The following is a 20779-nucleotide window of genomic DNA, read 5'->3' as shown; positions in this document are numbered from 1 at the left end:
AGGGCTGCGATGGCCGGATTCAAACAGCGTCGACCCCGTAACCCCGCCGGCGGCCCGCTGCCGCGGCCGTTCCGGCGCAACAAGGCCGTGCAGGAGCCCATGGGCGTCGCCGCGAACCGGCGCGCGGCGCGCCAGGAGTTCCTGAAGAAGCGCGGCATCTACCTGTTGCCGAACGCGTTCACCACGGCGGCGCTCTTCTGCGGGTTCTTCGCGGTCGTGCAGGCCATGAACGTGCGCTTCGAGGTGGCGGCTATCGCCATTTTCGTGGCGATGGTGCTCGACGGCATGGACGGGCGCGTGGCGCGCATGACGCACTCGCAAAGCGCGTTCGGCGAGCAGTTCGACAGCCTCTCGGACATGGTGTCGTTCGGCGTGGCGCCCGCGCTCGTAATGTACGAGTGGGTGCTCAAGGATCTCGGGCGCTGGGGCTGGCTCGCGGCATTCGTCTACTGTTCGGGCGCGGCGCTGCGTCTTGCGCGCTTCAACACGAACATCGGCGTGGTGGACAAGCGCTTCTTCCAGGGCCTGCCAAGCCCGGCTGCGGCCGCGCTCATTGCCGGCTTCGTCTGGCTCGCCACCGACAACCGTGTGCCCGTGAAGCTCTCGTGGCTGCCGTGGGTGGCCTTTGTGCTGACGATCTACGCGGGCGTGACGATGGTGTCCAACGCGCCGTTCTACAGTGGCAAGGCGCTCGACGTGCGCCATCGCGTGCCGTTCGCGGCCACGCTGCTCGTGGTGGTGGCGTTCGTGCTGGTGTCGTCCGATCCCCCGCTGATGCTGTTCGGCCTGTTCGTGCTCTACGGCCTTTCGGGCTATGTGTTCTGGGCGTACCAGGCCGTGCGCGGACGCTCGAATCCGGCGCGTTCGTCGCCGCGCGAGCGCTAGCCGCGGATGCAGGAATGCCGCAAAGAGGGCTGCGCGCGAGCGCGGCCCTTTTTCTTTTTGCGCGCGCCCGGGCTGGTCTCTTCCAATTGCGCTATCGGCGGAATCCGGCTATAGTCGGCGGCATGGACACCATCCAGTTCCCCCTCTTCTCCCTTCAAGCCGGCGCGCGACTAAGCACGCTAGCGCTAGCGCGCCTGCCGCGCTGATCTCGCTCGCCCTCCGTAAGCCTCGTTCATTGTCAGCGTCGCCATCGGTGGCGCGAACACTCAAAATCCGTTTTAGACACTGAACAAGTCCCCCTGGAGACCCGAAATGGCAGCAGACAAGCTCATCATCTTCGATACGACGTTGCGTGACGGCGAGCAGTCGCCCGGCGCGTCGATGACGAAGGAAGAGAAAATCCGCATCGCGAAGCAGCTCGAGCGCATGAAGGTGGACATCATCGAAGCGGGCTTCGCGGCCAGCTCGAACGGCGACTTCGACGCGATCCAGACGATCGCCGGCATGATCAAGGACAGCACGATCTGCTCGCTCGCCCGCGCGAACGACAAGGACATCCAGCGCGCCGCCGACGCGCTCAAGGTCGCCGACCACTTCCGCATCCACACGTTCATCGCCACCTCGGCGCTGCACATGGAGAAGAAGCTGCGCATGTCGCCCGAGCAGGTGCTCGAGCAGGCGAAGCTGGCGGTGCGCTTCGCGCGCAAGTTCACGAACGACGTGGAGTTCTCGCCCGAAGACGGCAGCCGCTCGGACATGGACTTCCTGTGCCGCGTGCTCGAAGCCGTCATCAACGAAGGCGCGACCACGATCAATATCGCCGATACGGTCGGCTACGGCATTCCCGAGCTGTACGGCAACCTCGTGAAGACGCTGCGCGAGCGCATTCCGAACTCGGACAAGGCCGTGTTCTCGGTGCACTGCCACAACGACCTCGGCATGGCCGTGGCGAACTCGCTGGCCGGCGTGCAGATCGGCGGCGCGCGCCAGGTGGAGTGCACGATCAACGGTCTCGGCGAGCGCGCGGGCAACACGTCGCTCGAAGAAATCGTGATGGCTGTGAAGACCCGCAAGGACTACTTCGGCCTCGATCTCGGCATCGACACCACGCAGATCGTGCCGGCTTCGAAGCTCGTTTCGCAGATCACCGGTTTCGTGGTGCAGCCGAACAAGGCCGTGGTCGGTGCCAACGCCTTCGCGCACGCCTCGGGCATTCACCAGGACGGCGTGCTCAAGGCGCGCGACACCTACGAAATCATGCGCGCGGAAGACGTGGGCTGGAGCGCGAACAAGATCGTGCTCGGCAAGCTCTCGGGCCGCAACGCGTTCAAGCAGCGCCTGCAGGAACTGGGCATTCAGCTCGACAGCGAAGCCGAACTGAACAACGCGTTCGCGCGCTTCAAGGAACTGGCGGATCGCAAGGCCGAAATCTTCGACGAAGACATCATCGCGATCGTCACGGAAGAGTCCGCGCAGGCGCAGGATCGGGAGCACTTCAAGTTCATCTCGCTCGCGCAGCACTCGGAGACGGGTGAGCGTCCGCACGCACGCGTCGTGTTCTCGGCCGACGGCAAGGAAGTGACCGGCGAAGCCGCGGGCAACGGCCCGGTCGACGCCACGCTCAACGCGATCGAAACCGAAGTGGGCAGCGGCTCGGAGCTTTTGCTGTACTCGGTGAACGCGATCACGACAGGCACCCAGGCGCAGGGCGAAGTGACCGTGCGCCTCTCGAAGGCCGGCCGTATCGTCAATGGCGTGGGCACGGATCCGGATATCGTTGCCGCATCGGCGAAGGCGTATATCTCCGCGCTCAACAAGCTCTACTCGGGCGACAAGGTCAATCCGCAGCGCTCCGAAGCGGTGTAAGCGGTGGCGAGGCGTCTTGCCTCGCTCACATCGCCAGGCAATCAGAAACCCCCGGCTCGCGAGAGCGCGGGGGTTTTGTTCGTTGCTGCGCCGGGGGCGCGATCAAAACAATCAGAACAGGCTGCGGCGATCCGGATCGTGCAGCGGATCGGGCGTCTTCTGCGTGAGCCGCAGAATGCCCTGGTCGTCGAAGTAGAAGCTGTAGAGCATGTACCAGACGTTGTCTTCGAGGTAACGGTAGGTCCACACTTCCTTCTTCATCAGCGGGAAGTAGGAGGTTTCGACCGGGCGGCCGAAGTTCACGAGCACGTCGGTGCGCGTCCATTTGCCGATTTCCGCGCGATAGAACTCGTTGGGCTGCAGCACCTGGCGCACGTTCACGACCCGGCCGCTGGCGTCGATGTCGGCGGCGGTGGTGGTTTCGCCCATCGGCTGGGTTGGCCACATCAGGCGCTTGCCGCCGTCGGGCAGGTCGTAGGTTTCAGCCGGCGGGCCGAAGCGGGCGATCACGGCCTGCGCGTCGTCGCCCGCATGGAATTGCTGCCACGGCTGTGCGCAGCCGGCGAGCGCGAGTGCGCCTACGCCCGCGAGGAGCCCGAGACGCAAGCGGCGCGAGGCGCGGCGCACAGGCGTTGCGAGCGAGGTTGATAGGCGCGTGAACATGATGTCCCCCGATGGCAAGGTTTCAATGACCGCCGTGAATGTGGAACCCTTATTTTGACACGGCGCGAGGCCCTCGCGGGGCAGGCCTGTCCGCGCACGCGGAGGATCGCGGCCTTGCCGTCGCCCCGCCTCGCGGCCTATGATCCGCGCTTCGAATGACAATCGGGCTGGCATCAAACAATGAGAAAAAAGCGCATGACGGCACGCATGGCGCGTGCGGCGGCGATCATGGTCGCCATGACGGCGCTGGCGGCAGGGCTCGCGTCCGCAACCGGCGCACGAGCGGATGAGGCGCCGACCGGCAAGCCGATCCAGCTCGCGCTCATCGAAGGCATGTCCGGCCCGTTCGCGGATGCGGGCGCGGCCGTCGAGCGCAACCTGCGCTTCGGCGTGGAGCGGGTCAATGCGAGCGGCGGCGTCGTGCTGCATGACGGGCGGCATGCGCTCGAACTTGTCACGCTCGACAGCAAGGGCAGCCCCGAGGCGGCGCTCGTGCAGCTGCGCATGGCGCAGGACCGCCACATCGGCTATGTGATGCAGGGCAACAGTTCGGCGGTGGCGGCGGCGCTCGAGTCGGCGGTCGATCGACAGGCCGCGCGCGATCCGGAGAACCGCGAAGTCTTCCTCAACTATTCCGCCGACGACCCCGCGCTCACCAACGCGAATTGCAGCTTCTGGCATTTCCGCTTCGACGCGCACGCGGGCATGCGCATGGACGCGCTCGCGGACGTGATCGCCGCGGACAAGTCGGTGGAGAAGGTATATCTGCTCAACCAGGACTACAGCTTCGGCCACGACGTGAGCACGCTCGCACGCGCGGCGCTGGCGAAGGACCGCCCGGACATCGCCATCGTCGGCGACGAGTTCCACCCCATTGGCCGCGTGAAGGACTTCGCGCCTTACGTCGCCAAGATTCGCGCCGCGGGCGCCGACGCCGTCATCACCGGAAACTGGGGCAACGACCTCACGCTGCTCGTGAAGGCCGCGCGTGAGCAGGGCCTCGACACCAAGTTCTACACCTTCTACGGCAACAGCCTGGGCGCACCGGCGGCGCTGGGCGACGCGGGCGTGAAGCGCGTGATCGCCGTGGCCGACTGGCACCCGAACGTAGGCGGCGCGGCCTCCGACGCGTGGTACAAGGCGTTCCGCGCCCGCTACCCGGCGGCTAAGGACGACTACCCGGTGCTGCGCATGTCGATGATGGTGGAGATGCTCGCGCAGGCCATGACGAAGGCGGGCACGGCCGACCCCGGCGCGGTCGCGAAGGCGCTCGAGGGCATGCGATTCGATAATGGCTTCCACGCCATGTGGATGCGCGCCGACGACCACCAGGTGATCCAGCCCCTTTACGTCATGGAGATGGACAAGCAGGGCACGCCCGGTGTGCGCTACGACAACGAGGGTTCCGGCTACGGCTTTCGCACCGTGCTGGCGCTGCCCGCGCAGCGCACCGTGCCCGCCACTGTCTGCCAGATGACACGGCCTTGACGGCGTCCCTTACAGGCGGTTTCGCGGCAAATCGGGGCTGTGCTACAATACGCCCCTTGTCGCGAACCTGCGGCAAGACAATTACGCAGTGAGAACCAAGCCACGGCACGGCCTTTCTTCCGTGACCGCTCGTTTGTTTTAAAGGAAAAGCAAAATGTCCGTAGCAGATATCAAGAAGTCCGACGTCGTCGCGCAATTCGCGCGCGGCACCAATGACACGGGTTCGCCCGAAGTTCAGGTTGCGCTCCTGACGTCGCGTATCAACGAACTGACCTCGCACTTCAAGTCGCACGCGAAGGATCACCACAGCCGCCGCGGTCTGCTGCGCATGGTGAGCCGCCGCCGCAAGCTGCTCGACTACCTGAAGGGCAAGGACGCTGACCGTTACCGCGCGCTGATCGAGAAGCTGGGTCTGCGTAAGTAATCGGAAGGTCTTCCGCAAAGATGCCTGTGTCAGTTCCACTGATGCAGGCATTTTGTTTTTGAACGGTGCGCTTCATGCTGCTTTTCAGGCCGCTTCGATGCGATGAACACCGGTCCGTAACACAAGGCAACACCACGTAGCACCAGCAGTACAAGCAGCAGGGCCGGGCCTCGGGGGCAGAGCTTTGTGTCATTCCAGCAGATCGTACGCGGCGATGCGTCACAGCCGCATTGCAACCGTTTTGCAACCTCGCGATCCGCTGGAATGGCATAACACTCCTCTTCCTGCGCGGTGTCGGAGCCTGTCTTGCCGCATCGTCCGCGTGTGCGGGCGGCGCATAACAAATGAGTAAGGAGTGAGTGACCATGACCATGTTCAATAAAGTCGTGAAGGAATTTAAATGGGGCCAGCACAACGTGCGCCTCGAAACGGGTGAGATCGCCCGTCAGGCGAGCGGTGCTGTCATTGTCGACGTCGAAGACACCGTCGTGCTCGCGACCGTCGTCGGCGCGAAGACCGCCAAGCCGGGTCAGGACTTCTTCCCGCTCACCGTCGACTACATCGAAAAGACCTATTCGGCCGGCAAGATCCCGGGCGGCTTCTTCCGCCGCGAAGGCCGTCCGTCGGAAGGCGAGACGCTCATCTCGCGCCTGATCGACCGTCCGCTGCGCCCGCTTTTCCCGGAAGGCTATTACAACGAAGTCCAGGTCGTGATCCACGTCCTGTCGATCAACCCGGAAGTCCCGGCTGACATCCCCGCGCTGATCGGCGCGTCGGCTGCGCTGGCGATCTCGGGTCTGCCGTTCAACGGCCCGGTGGGCGCCGCACGCGTCGCCTACATCAACAACGAGTACGTGCTCAACCCCACGCGCGCCCAGATCAAGGAATCGCGCCTCGACCTCGTCGTGGCCGGTACGGAGCGCGCCGTGCTGATGGTGGAGTCGGAAGCCGACCAGCTGCCGGAAGACGTGATGCTCGGCGCGGTCGTGTTCGGCCACGAGCAGATGCAAACGGCCATCGACGCGATCCACGAACTGGTGCGTGACGGCGGCAAGCCCGAATGGGACTGGACGCCGGCGCCGAAGGACGAAGCGCTCATCGCACGCGTCACGGCTATCGCCAACGACAACCTGCTCGCCGCGTATCAACTGCGCGACAAGCAGCAGCGTTCGACCAAGCTGAAGGAAGTCTACGCAGCGACGTCGGCCAAGCTCGAAGAAGAAGCGGCTGCGGCCGGCACGACGGCGGCCGACAAGGCCACGGTCGGCAACATCGTGTTCGACCTCGAAGCGAAGATCGTCCGTTCGCAGATCCTGAACGGCGAGCCGCGTATCGACGGCCGCGACACGCGCACGGTTCGCCCGATCGAGATCCGCACGGGCGTACTGCCGCGCACCCACGGTTCGGCGCTCTTCACGCGCGGCGAAACGCAGGCGCTGGTCGTCGCGACGCTCGGCACCAAGGGCGACGAGCAGATCATCGACGCGCTCGAAGGCGAGTACCGCGAACGCTTCATGCTCCACTACAACATGCCCCCGTTCGCGACCGGCGAAACGGGCCGTGTTGGCTCGCCCAAGCGCCGTGAAATCGGCCACGGCCGTCTCGCCAAGCGCGCGCTCGTCGCGTGCCTGCCGAGCGCCGAAGAATTCGGCTACTCGATCCGCGTGGTCTCGGAAATCACCGAGTCGAACGGTTCGTCGTCGATGGCATCGGTGTGCGGCGGCTGCCTCGCGCTGATGGACGCCGGCGTGCCGATGAAGGCGCACGTCGCCGGCATCGCGATGGGCCTGATCCTCGAAGGCAACAAGTTCGCGGTGCTGACCGACATCCTCGGCGACGAAGATCACCTCGGCGACATGGACTTCAAGGTGGCGGGTACGGAAGCTGGCGTGACCGCGCTGCAGATGGACATCAAGATCCAGGGCATCACCAAGGAAATCATGCAGGTCGCGCTCGCGCAAGCGAAGGAAGGCCGCATGCACATCCTCGGCAAGATGACCTCGGCTGTGTCGGGCGTGAACACCGAACTGTCGGCGTACGCTCCGCGCATGATCACCATCAAGATCAACCCGGAAAAGATCCGCGACGTGATCGGCAAGGGCGGTTCGGTGATCCGCGCGCTGACGGAAGAAACGGGCACGACCATCGACATTTCGGATGACGGCGTCGTGACCATCGCTTCGACGTCGAGCGAAGGCATGGCCGAAGCGAAGAAGCGCATCGAGAACATCACGGCCGAAATCGAAGTGGGCCAGGTGTACGAAGGCGCGGTCCTCAAGCTGCTGGACTTCGGCGCGATCGTAAACCTGCTGCCGGGCAAGGATGGTCTGCTGCACATCTCCGAGATCGCCAACGAGCGCATCAAGGACATCAACGACTATCTGAAGGAAGGCCAGGTTGTGAAGGTCAAGGTCATCCAGACGGACGAGAAGGGCCGGGTGCGCCTGTCCGCCAAGGCGCTGCTCAACGAGCAAGCCAATGGCGGCGCACCGCAAGGCGAGCCGCAGCAGTAAAGCGGTAAGCTCCAACGGCCGGCAGCGTGCAGAACGCGCCGGCCGTTTTTTATGACAATGAGGGTGAATGGCAGTGCGCATGCGTCAATCCTGTCGCGTGCGCAGCGCCATCCAGACGGGGCGCGAAGCGCTGAGGAGACGCGAGATGAAGGCAGTCGAGATTACGGAATTCGGTGCGCCGGACGTGCTCAAGCTGGCCGAACGGCCAACTCCCGAGCCGAAGGCTGGCGAAGTGCTGATCAAGGTGAGCGCCTCGGGCGTGAACCGTCCCGACGTGTTCCAGCGCAAGGGCTCGTATGCGCCGCCGCCGGGCATTTCCGATCTGCCGGGGCTCGAGGTGGCGGGCGAGATCGTCGGCGGCTCGATCGACGAGAAGAGCAATCCGTTCGGCCTGAAAATTGGCGATCGCGTGTGCGCGCTGATTGCGGGCGGTGGTTACGCCGAATACGCGGTCGCGCCGCTCGGGCAATGCCTGCCGGTGCCGAAGGGGCTCACGGATGTCGAGGCGGCCTCGCTGCCCGAAACGTTCTTCACGGTCTGGAGCAACGTCTTCCAGCGCGCCTACCTGGGCCAGGGCGAGGGCGGCGAGAACGAGACGCTGCTCGTGCAGGGCGGCTCGAGCGGCATCGGCGTGACGGCGATCCAGATCGCGCATGCCCTCGGCTTTCGCGTGTTCGCAACCGCGGGCTCGGACGACAAGTGCCGCGCCTGCGAGGCGCTCGGCGCCGACCGCGCCATCAACTACCGCACTAGCGATTTCGTGGAGGTCGTGAAGGCGCTCACGAACGACCGCGGCGTGGACGTGATTCTCGACATGGTGGCCGGCGGCTACGTGGCGCGCGAGCTTTCCGCACTGGCGACCGGTGGCCGCATCGTGCTTATCGCGACGCTCGGCGGCTCCAAGGCCGAACTCAACATGGGCGAGATCCTGCGCCGCCGGCTCACGGTGACCGGTTCGACGCTGCGTGCGCGTTCCGCGGAGTTCAAGGCCCAGATCGCGCAGGAACTCAAGGCGAAGGTCTGGCCCCTCATCGAAGAGGGCCGCATCAAACCCGTCGTGTTCCGCGTATTCCCTGCCGCGCAGGCCGCCGAGGCCCATGCGTTGATGGAAAGCAGCGAGCATATCGGCAAGATCATGCTCGACTGGAGTAGCGCGCCCTGACGGCGCATCGGCACAAGCGACCCGCTCGTGCTTGATTTTTCGGGATTTTTTTCGCGTATTTTTGTGCATCGCGGGCGGGCCGGTTTGACCCGTCTGGATTTCACGCAGTAAAATTATGTGTTTTGCGTCCGCTTTTAACAGCAACCGGAACAATGACGAAACAACGATCGAAGCTCGTAGTCGGTAACTGGAAGATGCATGGCCGCCTCGCGGCCAATGCGGCACTGCTAGAAGGCGTTGCGCGCGGCGCGCAGCCGCTGCCCCCGGACGTGCACGTTGGTGTGTGCGTGCCGTTCCCGTATCTCGCGCAGGCGCAGGCACTGCTCGGCGGCAGCCGGGTTCAGTGGGGCGCGCAGGACATTTCGGCGCACGAGCAGGGTGCCTATACGGGCGAAGTCGCGGCAGGCATGGTTGCCGACTTCGAAGCCACGTTTGCGATCGTTGGTCACTCGGAACGCCGCGCTTACCACGGCGAGAGTTCCGAATGCGTCGCTGTGAAGGCGCAGCGCGCGCTTGCGGCGGGCCTCACGCCTATCGTCTGCGTAGGCGAGACGCTCGAAGAACGCGAGTCGGGCGCGACCGAGCGCGTGGTCGGCGCACAGATCGATGCCGTGCTGGCCGTGCTGTCGGTCGAAGAGGCGGCGCGTATCGTCGTCGCTTACGAGCCGGTCTGGGCGATCGGCACGGGCAAGAGTGCGAGCTCGGAGCAGGCTCAGCAGGTGCATGCGTTCCTGCGCGCGCGCCTCGTGGCCAAGGGCGCGCAAGTGGCGGACGTGCCGCTGCTCTACGGCGGCAGCGTGAAGCCGGAAAATGCGGCGGAGCTCTTCCGTCAGGCCGACATCGACGGCGGCCTGATCGGCGGTGCGTCGCTGAAAGAGGGTGATTTCCTCGCGATCTGCGCGGCCGCTGCGGCGGGCGCCAGCGTCGCGAGCTAAAGGCTTGCGCACGAAGCATTCGAACCAAAACGCGTCGTGCGGGCTGCTTACGCGTCTGCTCCGATAGGGGCGGACGTTCAACCAGGACTCAGGTGAGTGTGATGCTGTATTTGAAAACGTTGATTATCGTCGTCCAGCTTCTGTCGGCGCTCGGGGTGATCGGCCTCGTCTTGCTGCAGCACGGCAAAGGCGCGGACATGGGCGCCGCATTCGGCAGCGGCGCGTCGGGCAGCCTGTTCGGCGCGAGCGGCTCCGCGAACTTCCTTTCGCGCACTACGGCAGTTCTCGCAACGGTGTTTTTCTGCTCCACCCTTGCGTTAACTTACCTGGGGTCGTATCATGCGAAGCCTTCGGCGGGCCTGCTTGGCGCTTCGGTTCCAGCCCCGGTCGTAGCCTCGGCGCCGGCTGCTTCGGCGCCGGTTGCATCTGCTCCTGGCGCATCCGCTCCGGCGGCGGCTTCGCCGGCTGCAGCAGCCTCGCAACCCGGCAGCGACGTTCCGAAATAAGTTTGAAAAACTTGTTTTGTGCGTTGAACAACGAACGGAAACAAGTTAGAATTTAAGTCTTGAAGCGATTCGCGGGTTGCAAGATTTTGTTGTCCCGGATTGCATGTAGTGCCGACGTGGTGAAATTGGTAGACACGCTATCTTGAGGGGGTAGTGGCGAAAGCTGTGCGAGTTCGAGTCTCGCCGTCGGCACCAATGTTATCTAAAAAATGCCAGCCGCTTGCTTCAGCTTCGGCTGGCATTTTTGCTTCTTACGTCGTGTTCGTCTTCTGTTCGCAGCGCGAAGTACGTGAAGTGATTCCCGCGGAGCGACGCAAGTTCCAGCGGAACCTCAGAACCAACCGATATAGAGGATAGCCTTGAACCTCGCTGCCTATTTCCCCGTCCTCCTGTTCCTCCTCGTGGGTGTTGGTCTGGGTATAGCGCTAGTGACAATCGGCAAGGTCCTCGGTCCCAACCGGCCGGACAGCGAAAAAAATTCGCCGTACGAGTGCGGCTTCGAAGCCTTCGAAGACGCCCGAATGAAGTTCGACGTACGCTACTACCTGGTCGCCATCCTTTTCATCATCTTCGACCTCGAAACGGCGTTCCTGTTTCCGTGGGGCGTGGCCCTGCGCGACATCGGCTGGCCGGGCTTCTTGTCGATGATGCTGTTCCTGCTCGAATTCCTGCTGGGCTTTGCCTACATCTGGAAGAAGGGTGGTCTCGACTGGGAATAATGGGTTAATCGCCGGATTGTATGGGCGGCACTGCGGGGAAACTGTGGGCTGTCCGTCTGGAGTGGAAAGCACATGAGTATCGAAGGGGTCTTGAAGGAAGGGTTTGTCACCACCACGGCTGACAAGCTGATCAACTGGACGCGCACTGGCTCGCTGTGGCCGATGACGTTCGGTCTGGCGTGTTGCGCGGTCGAGATGATGCACGCGGGCGCGGCCCGTTACGACCTTGACCGTTTCGGCGTGGTGTTCCGTCCGAGCCCGCGTCAGTCGGACGTCATGATCGTCGCCGGCACGCTCTGCAACAAGATGGCGCCCGCGCTGCGCAAGGTCTACGACCAGATGGCCGAGCCGCGCTGGGTCATTTCGATGGGGTCGTGCGCCAACGGTGGCGGCTACTACCACTATTCGTATTCGGTCGTGCGCGGTTGTGATCGCATCGTGCCGGTCGACGTCTATGTGCCGGGGTGCCCGCCGACAGCGGAAGCCCTGGTCTACGGGGTGATCCAGTTGCAGGCGAAGATTCGCCGCACCAGCACCATCGCCCGTCAATAAAGGCCGCGTGCCTCCCCACAATATGGCAAGCAAACTCGAGACCCTGAAAGCGAACCTCGAAGCGGCCCTCGGCGCGCGCATCGTCAGCCTTACCGAGGCGCTCGGCGAGCTGACGCTGGTCGTCAAGGCGGGCGAGTCCCTCGCGGTGGCCAAGGAGCTGCGCGACAATCCCTCGCTGCGCTTCGAGCAACTGGTCGACCTGTGCGGCGTCGACTATCAGACCTTCGGTGACGGCGCCTGGGAAGGCCCGCGCTTCGCCGCGGTGTCGCATCTGCTCTCGCTCGCGAACAACTGGCGCGTGCGTCTGCGCGTGTTCGCGCCGGACGACGAAGTGCCCATCGTGCCCTCGCTCGTCGAGATCTGGAATTCGGCCAACTGGTACGAGCGCGAGGCGTTCGACCTGTACGGCATCGTCTTCGAAGGCCACCCCGACCTGCGCCGCATCCTGACCGACTACGGTTTCATCGGCCATCCGTTCCGCAAGGATTTCCCGGTTTCGGGCTATGTCGAAATGCGTTACGACCCGGAGCAGAAGCGCGTGGTCTACCAGCCCGTCACGATCGAGCCGCGCGAGATCACGCCGCGTGTGATCCGCGAAGATCGCTACGGCGGTCTGAAGAAACACTAAGAGGGTCGCATGTCAGAGATCAAGAACTACACGCTCAACTTCGGCCCGCAGCACCCGGCAGCGCACGGTGTGCTGCGCCTCGTGCTCGAGCTCGACGGCGAAGTGATCCAGCGCGCCGATCCGCACATCGGCCTGCTGCATCGCGCGACAGAAAAGCTCGCCGAAAGCAAGACGTTCATCCAGTCGGTGCCGTACATGGATCGTCTCGACTACGTGTCGATGATGGTCAACGAGCACGGCTATGTGCTCGCCATCGAAAAGCTGCTCGGCATTGAAGTGCCGATCCGCGCGAAGTACATCCGCGTGCTGTTCGACGAAGTCACGCGCGTGCTGAACCACCTCATGTGGATCGGCTCGCACGCGCTCGACGTCGGCGCGATGGCGGTGTTCCTCTACGCGTTCCGCGAGCGCGAGGACCTGATGGACGTCTACGAGGCGGTCTCGGGTGCGCGCATGCACGCGGCTTACTACCGTCCGGGCGGCGTGTACCGCGATCTGCCTGACGCCATGCCGCAATACAAGGCGTCGAAGATCCACAACGAGAAGGCGCTCGCCCGCATGAACGAGGCGCGCCAGGGCTCGGTGCTGGACTTCATCGACGACTTCTTCACGCGCTTCCCCGGTTGCGTCGACGAGTACGAAACGCTCCTCACCGACAACCGTATCTGGAAGCAGCGTCTGGTCGGCATCGGCGTGGTGAGCCCCGAGCGCGCCATGCAGCTCGGCCTGACGGGCGCGATGCTGCGCGGTTCGGGCATCGAGTGGGACCTGCGCAAGAAGCAGCCGTACGAAGTCTACGACCAGATGGACTTCGACATTCCGGTGGGCGTGAACGGCGACTGCTACGACCGCTATCTCGTGCGCGTCGAAGAAATGCGTCAGTCCACCCGCATCGCGAAACAGTGCATTGAGTGGTTGCGCAAGAATCCCGGCCCTGTGATGGTCGACAATCACAAGGTTGCGCCGCCTTCGCGCGTGAACATGAAGTCGAACATGGAAGAGCTGATTCACCACTTCAAGCTCTTCACGGAAGGCTTCCACGTGCCCGAAGGCGAGGCATACGCTGCCGTCGAACATCCGAAGGGTGAATTCGGCATCTACCTGGTGTCAGATGGCGCGAACAAGCCGTATCGTCTGAAGATCCGTGCGCCGGGGTATGCCCACCTGTCCGCGCTCGATGAAATGGCGCGCGGCCACATGATTGCTGACGCGGTCACGATCATCGGCACGCAGGACATCGTGTTCGGTGAAATTGACCGCTAAGGCGGCGCGCAGTAAGGTGCGCCCGGTCCCGGGCGCGCGCAGCATGGAACGCCACGTCTGTCGCAGCGAATGTATGAGAACGCGCGGCAGGTTTTCGTTCGGTAGGAATTGAAAGAGTCGTGTCTGAAAATGATCTCAGCTGAAGGCCTGAAAGAAATCGATCGCGCGTTGACGAAGTACCCCGCCGATCAGCGACAGTCCGCCGTGATGGCGGCTTTGGCCGTTGCTCAGGAAGAGCATGGCTGGCTGTCTCCCGAAATCATGCAGTTCGTGGCCGACTACATCGGCATGCCGCCTGTCGCGGTCCAGGAAGTCGCCACCTTCTACACGATGTTCGAGACGAGGCCGGTCGGCAAGCACAAGATCACGCTCTGCACGAATCTGCCGTGCCAGCTCGGCCCGGAAGGCGGCTCGGAGAGCGCCGCCGAATACCTGAAGCAGAAGCTCGGTATCGACTTCGGCGAAACCACGCCCGACGGCAAGTTCACCTTGAAAGAAGGTGAGTGCATGGGCGCATGCGGCGATGCACCGGTGATGCTCGTGAACAATCACCGCATGTGCAGCTTCATGAGCCGCGAGAAGATCGACCAGCTGCTCGAGGAGCTTTCGAAATGACTTCGTTGCACGACCGTCACATCAAACCGCTGATTCTCGCGGGCCTCAACGGCGAGAACTGGCATCTCGAAGACTACGTCGCGCGCGGCGGCTACAAGCAGCTGCGCCGTATTCTCGAAGAAAAGATTCCGCCCGAGCAAGTGATCGCCGACGTGAAGGCGAGCGGTCTGCGCGGCCGCGGCGGCGCGGGCTTTCCGACCGGCCTGAAGTGGAGCTTCATGCCGCGTCAGTTCCCGGGGCAGAAGTATCTCGTCTGCAACTCGGATGAGGGGGAGCCTGGCACGTTCAAGGACCGCGACATCCTGCGCTGGAATCCGCATAGCGTGATCGAAGGCATGGCCATCGGCGCGTACGCGATGGGCATCACCGTGGGCTACAACTACATCCACGGCGAGATTTTCGAGGTGTATCGCCGCTTCGAGGCTGCGCTGGAAGAAGCGCGCCAGGCGGGCTATCTCGGCGACAACATTCTCGGCACGGACTTCTCGTTCCAGCTGCACGCGCACCATGGCTATGGCGCGTACATCTGCGGCGAGGAAACCGCGCTGCTCGAGTCGCTCGAAGGCAAGAAGGGCCAGCCGCGCTTCAAGCCGCCTTTCCCGGCGAGCTTCGGCGTGTACGGCAAGCCCACCACGATCAACAACACCGAGACGTTCGCAGCCGTCCCGTTCCTGCTGAGCGTGGGTCCGCAGACGTACATGGAACTCGGCAAGCCGAACAACGGCGGCACGAAGATCTTCTCGATCTCGGGCGACGTGGAGCGTCCGGGCAACTACGAGATCCCGCTCGGCACCCCGTTCGCGAAGCTCATGGAGCTGGCCGGCGGCATGCGCGGCGGCAAGAAGCTGAAGGCCGTGATTCCGGGCGGCTCGTCGGCGCCGGTCATTCCGGGCGACCTGATGATGCAGACGGACATGGACTATGACTCCATCGCCAAGCAGGGCTCGATGCTCGGCTCGGGCGCCGTCATCGTCATGGACGAAACGCGCTGCATGGTGCGCTCGCTGCTGCGTCTCTCGTACTTCTATTACGAAGAGTCGTGCGGCCAGTGCACGCCGTGCCGCGAAGGCACCGGCTGGCTGTATCGCGTGGTGAACCGCATCGAGCACGGCGAAGGCCGCCAGGAAGACCTGGACCTGCTGAACTCGGTGGCGGGCAACATCATGGGCCGCACGATCTGTGCGCTCGGTGACGCGGCGGCCATGCCGGTGCGCGGCATGCTCAAGCACTACTGGGACGAATTCGAATATCACGTGCACAACAAGCGTTGTCTCGTCGGCGGTCATGCCGGCTCGCACGCGGCCTCGCAGACTCTGGCTGCATAAGGGTGGCCGCCTGACGGCGAGTCAAGACAGCGCGTTGTGCCGGGTTGCGCACATCGCCGCGTAGCACGACGCAACAGGGAATGCCGCTGTGAAATTGAGCGGTAACAGGTTAGGGACGATTAACCATCATGGTTGAACTTGAAATAGACGGCAAGAAGGTGCAGGTGCCCGAGGGCAGCATGGTGATCCAGGCTGCTCAGCGCGTGGACACGTACATCCCGCACTTCTGCTATCACAAGAAGCTCTCCATCGCGGCCAACTGCCGGATGTGTCTCGTCGATGTCGAGAAGATGCCGAAGGCCGTGCCCGCGTGCGCGACGCCGGTGTCGCAAGGCATGGTCGTGCGCACCATGTCGGACAAGGCCGTGCAGGGTCAGCAAGCCGTGATGGAGTTCCTGCTGATCAACCACCCGCTCGACTGCCCGATCTGCGATCAGGGCGGCGAATGCCAGCTCCAGGATCTGGCCGTCGGTTACGGCAAGTCCGCGTCGCGCTACAGCGAAGAAAAGCGCGTGGTATTCCACAAGAACGTCGGTCCGCTCATCTCGATGGAAGAGATGTCGCGCTGCATCCACTGCACGCGCTGCGTGCGCTTCGGCGACGAAATCGCCGGCGTGATGGAGCTCGGCATGCTCGGCCGCGGCGAGCACTCGGAAATCACCTCGTTCGTCGGCAAGACGGTCGACTCGGAACTCTCGGGCAACATGATCGACCTGTGCCCGGTCGGCGCGCTCACGAGCAAGCCGTTCCGCTTCTCGGCGCGGACCTGGGAACTGTCGCGCCGCAAGTCGGTGAGCCCGCACGACGCAACGGGTGCGAACCTCGTCGTGCAGGTGAAGAACAATCGCGTGATGCGCGTGCTGCCGTTCGAGAACGAATCCATCAACGAATGCTGGATCTCGGACAAGGACCGTTTCTCCTACGAAGGACTGAACAGCGAAGACCGTCTCACGCGCCCGATGATCAAGCAGGGCGGCGAGTGGATCGAGACCGACTGGCAGACGGCGCTGGAATACGTCGTGAAGGGCATCAAGGGCATTTGCGACGAGCACGGCGAGAACCAGCTCGCGCTGCTCGCGAGCCCGCACGGCACGCTCGAAGAGCTCTATCTCGCGAAGCAGTTCGCGGACGCGATCGGCACGCCGAACGTCGACTTCCGCCTGCGCCAGAGCGACTTCTCGGCGCCGCTCGAAGGCGCGCCGTGGCTCGGCACGAAGATCGCGGAACTCTCGTATGCCGACTCGGCGTTCGTGATCGGTTCGTTCCTGCGCCGCGATCACGCGCTGTTCGCCGCGCGTCTGCGCCAGGCTGCGAAGGGCGGGGCACAGGTCAGTTTCCTGCAAGCCACCGCTGACGGCTCGCTGATCCCGAACGCGCAGCGCATCGTCGCCGCGCCCTCGGCATGGCTCGACGAACTCGCTTCGATCGCAGCGGCCGTTGCCGAGGCGAAGGGCGTTGCGATGCCGGAAGGCTTCGCGGGCGCACAGGTGACTGAAGCCGCGAAGCAGGTCGCCGCATCGCTTGCGAACGGCGAGCGACGCTACGTGCTGCTCGGCAACGCGGCGGTCCAGCATCCGGAATTCTCGCGCCTGCACGCAGCCGCGCAGTTCATCGCCGAAACGACGGGCGCGACGCTCGGCTTCCTCACGGAAGCGGCCAACACGGTCGGCGCGCATATCGCCGGCGCACTGCCGGGCCGCGACGGCCTGAACGCACGCGAAGCGTTCGAGCAGCCGCGCAAGGGCTATCTGCTCTTGAACGTCGAGCCGGAATTCGATACGGCCAACCCGGCCGCCGCGCGCGCTGCGCTCGCGCAGGCCGAAATGGTCGCCGTGTTCTCGCCGTACAAGACCGGCCTCGACTACGCGGACGTGCTGCTGCCCATCGCGCCGTACACGGAAACCTCGGGTACCTTCATCAACGCCGAAGGTACGGCTCAGACCTTCAACGGCGTCGTGCGCCCGCTCGGCGACGCGCGTCCGGCATGGAAGGTTCTGCGCGTGCTCGGCACGCTGCTGGGCGCCAAGGGCTTCGAATACGACACCGCCGAGGAAGTGCGCCGCAAGGCGCTCGGCGACGGCAGCTTCGAAGGCCGCCTGTCGAACAAGGTCGGCGCCACGGTGGCGCGCGGCAGTCTCGCGAAGGCGGCGGAAGGCCGCTTCGAGCGCATCGCCGACGTGCCGATCTACCACGCCGATCAAATCGTGCGCCGCGGCGAAGCGCTGCAGCTCACCATGGCTGCCCGCGTGGCGAACGCGATCGGCCTGCCGGCGGCATACTTCGACCAGCTCGGCCTGAAGGAAGGCGACGCCGTGCGCGTGCGCCAGGGCGATCTGTCGGTGACGGCGCCCGCAACGCGCGATGCGAATCTTGCGCCGACGGTGGTCCGCGTGTCGGCGGCGACGCCGGCCGGCGCGCAACTCGGCAGCCTGTTCGGTGAACTGCTGGTGGAGAAGGCGTAAATGAGCTTGTTCGATACGATCAATGCAGGCGGCAGCCAGCTGCTCGGCGTGGCATGGCCCACCGTCTGGGCGCTGGTGCGCATTCTCGTCGTCGCGGTGGTGATCCTGCTGTGCGTCGCGTACCTGATCCTCTGGGAGCGCAAGCTGATCGGCTGGATGCACGTGCGTCTCGGCCCGAACCGCGTGGGCCCGGCAGGTCTGTTGCAGCCGATCGCCGACGTGCTGAAGCTCCTGCTCAAGGAAGTGATTCAGCCCGCGCAGGCGAGCCGCTGGATCTACATGGTCGCGCCGATCATGGTGGTGGTGCCGGCCTTCGCGGTCTGGGCGGTGATTCCGTTCCAGGCGGGCGCGGTGCTCGGCGACATCAACGCGGGCCTGCTCTACGCGATGGCGATCTCGTCGATCGGCGTGTACGGCGTGATTCTGGCGGGCTGGGCGTCGAACTCGAAGTACGCGTTCCTCGGCGCCATGCGCGCCGCGGCGCAGATGGTTTCGTACGAAATTTCGATGGGCTTCGCGCTCGTCGTCGTGCTGATGGTGTCGGGCAGCCTGAATCTTTCGGTGATCGTCGAAGGCCAGATGCGCGGCATGTTCGCAAACTGGGGCATCACGTTCCTCTCGTGGAACTGGCTGCCGCTGCTGCCGATGTTCGTCGTCTACTTCATCTCGGGCATTGCCGAAACGAACCGTCACCCGTTCGACGTGGTGGAAGGGGAGTCGGAAATCGTCGCGGGTCACATGATCGATTACTCGGGTATGGCGTTCGCGCTGTTCTTCCTCGCCGAGTACATCAACATGATCGTGATCTCGGCGCTCGCCTCGGTGCTGTTCCTCGGCGGCTGGAGCGCCCCGTTCGCGTTCCTCGACTTCATCCCGGGCGTGTTCTGGCTGGTGCTGAAGGTCTTCTGCCTGCTGTCGGTCTTCATCTGGGCCCGCGCGACGTTCCCGCGTTATCGGTATGACCAGATCATGCGTCTCGGCTGGAAGGTGTTCATTCCGGTGTGCATCGTGTGGCTGATCGTGGTCGGCTTCTGGTACATGTCGCCGTTGAGCATCTGGAAATAAGGGGCGAACACAACCATGAACGCTATCCAAAACTTCTTCAAGACGTTTTTCCTGACCGAGCTGCTCAAGGGGCTCGCGCTGACGGGGCGTTACGCCTTCAAGCGCAAGTTCACCGTGCAGTTCCCGGAAGAAAAGACGCCTATGTCCCCGCGTTTTCGGGGTTTGCACGCGCTGCGCCGCTATGAAAATGGCGAAGAGCGCTGCATCGCGTGCAAGCTGTGCGAGGCCGTGTGCCCCGCGCTCGCGATCACGATCGAGTCGGAAGTGCGCGAGGACAACACGCGCCGCACGACGCGTTACGATATCGACCTGACCAAGTGCATCTTCTGCGGTTTCTGCGAAGAGAGCTGCCCGGTCGACTCCATCGTCGAAACGCACATTCTCGAGTATCACGGCGAGAAGCGCGGCGATCTGTATTTCACGAAGGATATGCTGCTGGCCGTTGGCGATCGCTATGAAGCGCAGATCGCGGCGAACAAGGCAGCGGATGCACCGTACCGTTGATCTTTCAGTTTGACGCTGCATCGGCCCGCGGTTCGGGCCGGCTGTGGGGAACGCGTGTGCCGAACGCCCGCGCGATACCGCAGCCTGACCGCCGCGGCGCGACGCTCCCTGGTTTGGCCGCCAGTCTGCGCCGCGCAATCCGCCTCACGAAGGCCTCAACGATGAACCAGTAATCATGGAATTCACGACCGTCCTGTTCTACATCTTCGCGCTGCTGCTCACGCTGTCAGGGCTGAAGGTGATCACTTCGCGCAATCCTGTCGCGTCTGCGCTCTTCCTCGTGCTCGCGTTCTTCAACGCGGCCGCGATCTGGATGCTGCTCGAGGCCGAATTCCTCGCGATCCTGCTGGTGCTCGTCTACGTGGGCGCGGTGATGGTGCTGTTCCTGTTCGTGGTGATGATGCTGGACATCAACATCGACGTGCTGAGCCGCGACTTCAAGCGCTTCATCCCGGTGGCGACCATCGTGGGCGCGATCATCGTGGTCGAAACCGCGCTGATCCTGTGGCACGGCTTCGGCGCGACGAGCACGCCGGTGCCCGACACCACGCCGGCCGCAGCCGCCGCGATCTCGAACGCGCACCTGATCGGCAAGATCATCTACACCGACTACATCTTCGCCTTCGAAGTCGCCGGCCTCGTGCTACTGGTGGCGATCGTCGCGGCCATCGCGCTCACGGTGCGCGAGCCGAAGGACTCGAAGCGCCAGGACGTGTCGAAGCAGGTCAAGGTGCGTCGCGAGGACCGCGTGCGCCTCGTGAAGATGCAGGCCGTCGTGGAAGTGCCGGAGCCGGCGGAACCGGCGCAAGCCGAGGCTGGGGCTGCGCCTGCGGCAGGTGCCGCGCCGGCCGCACCGGCAACGAAGAGCTAAGCGCGAAGGAGCGAACCATGCTGACACTGGCCCATTACCTCGTCCTCGGCGCGATCCTTTTTGCGATCTCGATCGTTGGCATTTTTCTCAATCGGCGCAACGTCATCATCATCCTGATGGCGATTGAGCTGATGTTGTTAGCGGTGAACACGAACTTTGTCGCGTTCTCGCATTACCTCGGTGACGTTCACGGACAGATTTTCGTGTTCTTCGTGCTTACAGTTGCGGCGGCGGAAGCTGCAATTGGTCTGGCTATTCTTGTGACCCTGTTCCGCAGCCTCGACACGATCAATGTCGAGGATCTCGATCAGCTCAAAGGCTAAGGCAGGCTGA

General features: G+C 63.9%; 20 protein-coding genes and 1 tRNA gene. 20 read left to right on the top strand and 1 reads right to left on the bottom strand.

Annotated features, from left to right (window positions below):
- Positions 1 to 9 precede the first annotated feature (9 nt).
- Positions 10 to 885 carry a CDP-diacylglycerol--serine O-phosphatidyltransferase gene (gene pssA, locus M3I56_RS33050; RefSeq protein ID WP_028205687.1) on the top strand — a complete coding sequence of 292 codons (876 nt, stop codon included), beginning with the start codon at positions 10 to 12 and terminating at the stop codon, positions 883 to 885.
- A gap of 312 nt (positions 886 to 1197) precedes the next feature.
- Positions 1198 to 2751, top strand: coding sequence for a 2-isopropylmalate synthase (locus M3I56_RS33045; protein WP_254343186.1), 1554 nt, complete (start codon positions 1198 to 1200; stop codon positions 2749 to 2751).
- 111 nt (positions 2752 to 2862) lie between these two features.
- Here the strand turns inward: M3I56_RS33045 and M3I56_RS33040 are convergent, their stop codons facing one another.
- Positions 2863 to 3414 (bottom strand): hypothetical protein, encoded by a 552-nt coding sequence (locus M3I56_RS33040; protein WP_254357577.1) that lies wholly within the window; start codon positions 3412 to 3414, stop codon positions 2863 to 2865.
- A gap of 195 nt (positions 3415 to 3609) precedes the next feature.
- Here M3I56_RS33040 and M3I56_RS33035 point away from each other — a divergent pair, with 195 nt between their 5' ends.
- From M3I56_RS33035 to nuoK, 18 genes are all read left to right on the top strand, one after another.
- Positions 3610 to 4902 carry a branched-chain amino acid ABC transporter substrate-binding protein gene (locus M3I56_RS33035; protein ID WP_254357576.1) on the top strand — a complete coding sequence of 431 codons (1293 nt, stop codon included), beginning with the start codon at positions 3610 to 3612 and terminating at the stop codon, positions 4900 to 4902.
- 154 nt (positions 4903 to 5056) lie between these two features.
- Positions 5057 to 5326, top strand: coding sequence for a 30S ribosomal protein S15 (gene rpsO / locus M3I56_RS33030; protein ID WP_042271770.1), 270 nt, complete (start codon positions 5057 to 5059; stop codon positions 5324 to 5326).
- Positions 5327 to 5691: 365 nt separating this feature from the next.
- Entirely contained in the window at positions 5692 to 7839 is a 2148-nt protein-coding gene (gene pnp / locus M3I56_RS33025; RefSeq protein WP_254357575.1) for a polyribonucleotide nucleotidyltransferase, read from the top strand.
- Between the two features lie 145 nt (positions 7840 to 7984).
- Complete coding sequence (locus M3I56_RS33020) at positions 7985 to 9001, top strand: NAD(P)H-quinone oxidoreductase (protein ID WP_254357574.1); 1017 nt, start codon at positions 7985 to 7987, stop codon at positions 8999 to 9001.
- Positions 9002 to 9153: 152 nt separating this feature from the next.
- Positions 9154 to 9936: a triose-phosphate isomerase gene (tpiA, locus tag M3I56_RS33015; protein ID WP_254357573.1), complete on the top strand. Its 783-nt coding sequence runs from the start codon at positions 9154 to 9156 to the stop codon at positions 9934 to 9936.
- A 101-nt stretch (positions 9937 to 10037) separates the two neighbouring features.
- Entirely contained in the window at positions 10038 to 10442 is a 405-nt protein-coding gene (secG, locus tag M3I56_RS33010; RefSeq protein ID WP_028205679.1) for a preprotein translocase subunit SecG, read from the top strand.
- Positions 10443 to 10552: 110 nt separating this feature from the next.
- Positions 10553 to 10637: transfer RNA gene (locus M3I56_RS33005), tRNA-Leu, on the top strand.
- Positions 10638 to 10801: 164 nt separating this feature from the next.
- On the top strand, positions 10802 to 11161 hold the full coding sequence (locus M3I56_RS33000; protein ID WP_028205678.1) for an NADH-quinone oxidoreductase subunit A: 360 nt from the start codon (positions 10802 to 10804) through the stop codon (positions 11159 to 11161).
- Between the two features lie 72 nt (positions 11162 to 11233).
- Positions 11234 to 11713, top strand: a complete 480-nt coding sequence (locus M3I56_RS32995; protein WP_027819582.1) for an NADH-quinone oxidoreductase subunit B family protein — start codon at positions 11234 to 11236, stop codon at positions 11711 to 11713.
- 22 nt (positions 11714 to 11735) lie between these two features.
- Entirely contained in the window at positions 11736 to 12341 is a 606-nt protein-coding gene (locus M3I56_RS32990; protein ID WP_254357572.1) for an NADH-quinone oxidoreductase subunit C, read from the top strand.
- Positions 12342 to 12350: 9 nt separating this feature from the next.
- Positions 12351 to 13604, top strand: a complete 1254-nt coding sequence (locus M3I56_RS32985) for an NADH-quinone oxidoreductase subunit D (protein WP_028205676.1) — start codon at positions 12351 to 12353, stop codon at positions 13602 to 13604.
- A 129-nt stretch (positions 13605 to 13733) separates the two neighbouring features.
- Complete coding sequence (gene nuoE / locus M3I56_RS32980) at positions 13734 to 14219, top strand: NADH-quinone oxidoreductase subunit NuoE (protein WP_028205675.1); 486 nt, start codon at positions 13734 to 13736, stop codon at positions 14217 to 14219.
- Positions 14216 to 15544, top strand: coding sequence for an NADH-quinone oxidoreductase subunit NuoF (nuoF, locus tag M3I56_RS32975; protein ID WP_254357571.1), 1329 nt, complete (start codon positions 14216 to 14218; stop codon positions 15542 to 15544). The genes nuoE and nuoF overlap by 4 nt, the downstream gene beginning before the upstream one ends.
- A gap of 128 nt (positions 15545 to 15672) precedes the next feature.
- Positions 15673 to 18006 carry an NADH-quinone oxidoreductase subunit NuoG gene (nuoG, locus tag M3I56_RS32970; protein WP_254357570.1) on the top strand — a complete coding sequence of 778 codons (2334 nt, stop codon included), beginning with the start codon at positions 15673 to 15675 and terminating at the stop codon, positions 18004 to 18006.
- Positions 18007 to 19071, top strand: coding sequence for an NADH-quinone oxidoreductase subunit NuoH (nuoH, locus tag M3I56_RS32965; protein WP_042271744.1), 1065 nt, complete (start codon positions 18007 to 18009; stop codon positions 19069 to 19071).
- A 15-nt stretch (positions 19072 to 19086) separates the two neighbouring features.
- Positions 19087 to 19575, top strand: a complete 489-nt coding sequence (gene nuoI / locus M3I56_RS32960) for an NADH-quinone oxidoreductase subunit NuoI (protein ID WP_254357569.1) — start codon at positions 19087 to 19089, stop codon at positions 19573 to 19575.
- A 175-nt stretch (positions 19576 to 19750) separates the two neighbouring features.
- A complete protein-coding gene (locus tag M3I56_RS32955; protein ID WP_254357568.1) occupies positions 19751 to 20446 on the top strand; it encodes an NADH-quinone oxidoreductase subunit J in 696 nt (231 codons plus the stop codon).
- 17 nt (positions 20447 to 20463) lie between these two features.
- Complete coding sequence (gene nuoK, locus M3I56_RS32950; protein ID WP_006052894.1) at positions 20464 to 20769, top strand: NADH-quinone oxidoreductase subunit NuoK; 306 nt, start codon at positions 20464 to 20466, stop codon at positions 20767 to 20769.
- Positions 20770 to 20779: the final 10 nt, after the last annotated feature.

Source organism: Paraburkholderia sp. CNPSo 3281 (genome assembly GCF_024206515.1).
Classification (GTDB): domain Bacteria; phylum Pseudomonadota; class Gammaproteobacteria; order Burkholderiales; family Burkholderiaceae; genus Paraburkholderia; species Paraburkholderia nodosa.
The sequence above is the reverse complement of the archived record's forward strand: the minus strand, read 5'-3'. Positions and strand labels throughout refer to the sequence as shown.

Coding starts and splice junctions, on each gene's coding strand:
- pssA (WP_028205687.1), top strand. CDS start 10: ATGGCCGGATTCAAACAGCGTCGACCCCGTAACCCCGCCGGCGGCCCG.
- M3I56_RS33045 (WP_254343186.1), top strand. CDS start 1,198: ATGGCAGCAGACAAGCTCATCATCTTCGATACGACGTTGCGTGACGGC.
- M3I56_RS33040 (WP_254357577.1), bottom strand. CDS start 3,414: ATGTTCACGCGCCTATCAACCTCGCTCGCAACGCCTGTGCGCCGCGCC.
- M3I56_RS33035 (WP_254357576.1), top strand. CDS start 3,610: ATGACGGCACGCATGGCGCGTGCGGCGGCGATCATGGTCGCCATGACG.
- rpsO (WP_042271770.1), top strand. CDS start 5,057: ATGTCCGTAGCAGATATCAAGAAGTCCGACGTCGTCGCGCAATTCGCG.
- pnp (WP_254357575.1), top strand. CDS start 5,692: ATGACCATGTTCAATAAAGTCGTGAAGGAATTTAAATGGGGCCAGCAC.
- M3I56_RS33020 (WP_254357574.1), top strand. CDS start 7,985: ATGAAGGCAGTCGAGATTACGGAATTCGGTGCGCCGGACGTGCTCAAG.
- tpiA (WP_254357573.1), top strand. CDS start 9,154: ATGACGAAACAACGATCGAAGCTCGTAGTCGGTAACTGGAAGATGCAT.
- secG (WP_028205679.1), top strand. CDS start 10,038: ATGCTGTATTTGAAAACGTTGATTATCGTCGTCCAGCTTCTGTCGGCG.
- M3I56_RS32995 (WP_027819582.1), top strand. CDS start 11,234: ATGAGTATCGAAGGGGTCTTGAAGGAAGGGTTTGTCACCACCACGGCT.
- M3I56_RS32990 (WP_254357572.1), top strand. CDS start 11,736: ATGGCAAGCAAACTCGAGACCCTGAAAGCGAACCTCGAAGCGGCCCTC.
- M3I56_RS32985 (WP_028205676.1), top strand. CDS start 12,351: ATGTCAGAGATCAAGAACTACACGCTCAACTTCGGCCCGCAGCACCCG.
- nuoE (WP_028205675.1), top strand. CDS start 13,734: ATGATCTCAGCTGAAGGCCTGAAAGAAATCGATCGCGCGTTGACGAAG.
- nuoF (WP_254357571.1), top strand. CDS start 14,216: ATGACTTCGTTGCACGACCGTCACATCAAACCGCTGATTCTCGCGGGC.
- nuoG (WP_254357570.1), top strand. CDS start 15,673: ATGGTTGAACTTGAAATAGACGGCAAGAAGGTGCAGGTGCCCGAGGGC.
- nuoH (WP_042271744.1), top strand. CDS start 18,007: ATGAGCTTGTTCGATACGATCAATGCAGGCGGCAGCCAGCTGCTCGGC.
- nuoI (WP_254357569.1), top strand. CDS start 19,087: ATGAACGCTATCCAAAACTTCTTCAAGACGTTTTTCCTGACCGAGCTG.
- M3I56_RS32955 (WP_254357568.1), top strand. CDS start 19,751: ATGGAATTCACGACCGTCCTGTTCTACATCTTCGCGCTGCTGCTCACG.
- nuoK (WP_006052894.1), top strand. CDS start 20,464: ATGCTGACACTGGCCCATTACCTCGTCCTCGGCGCGATCCTTTTTGCG.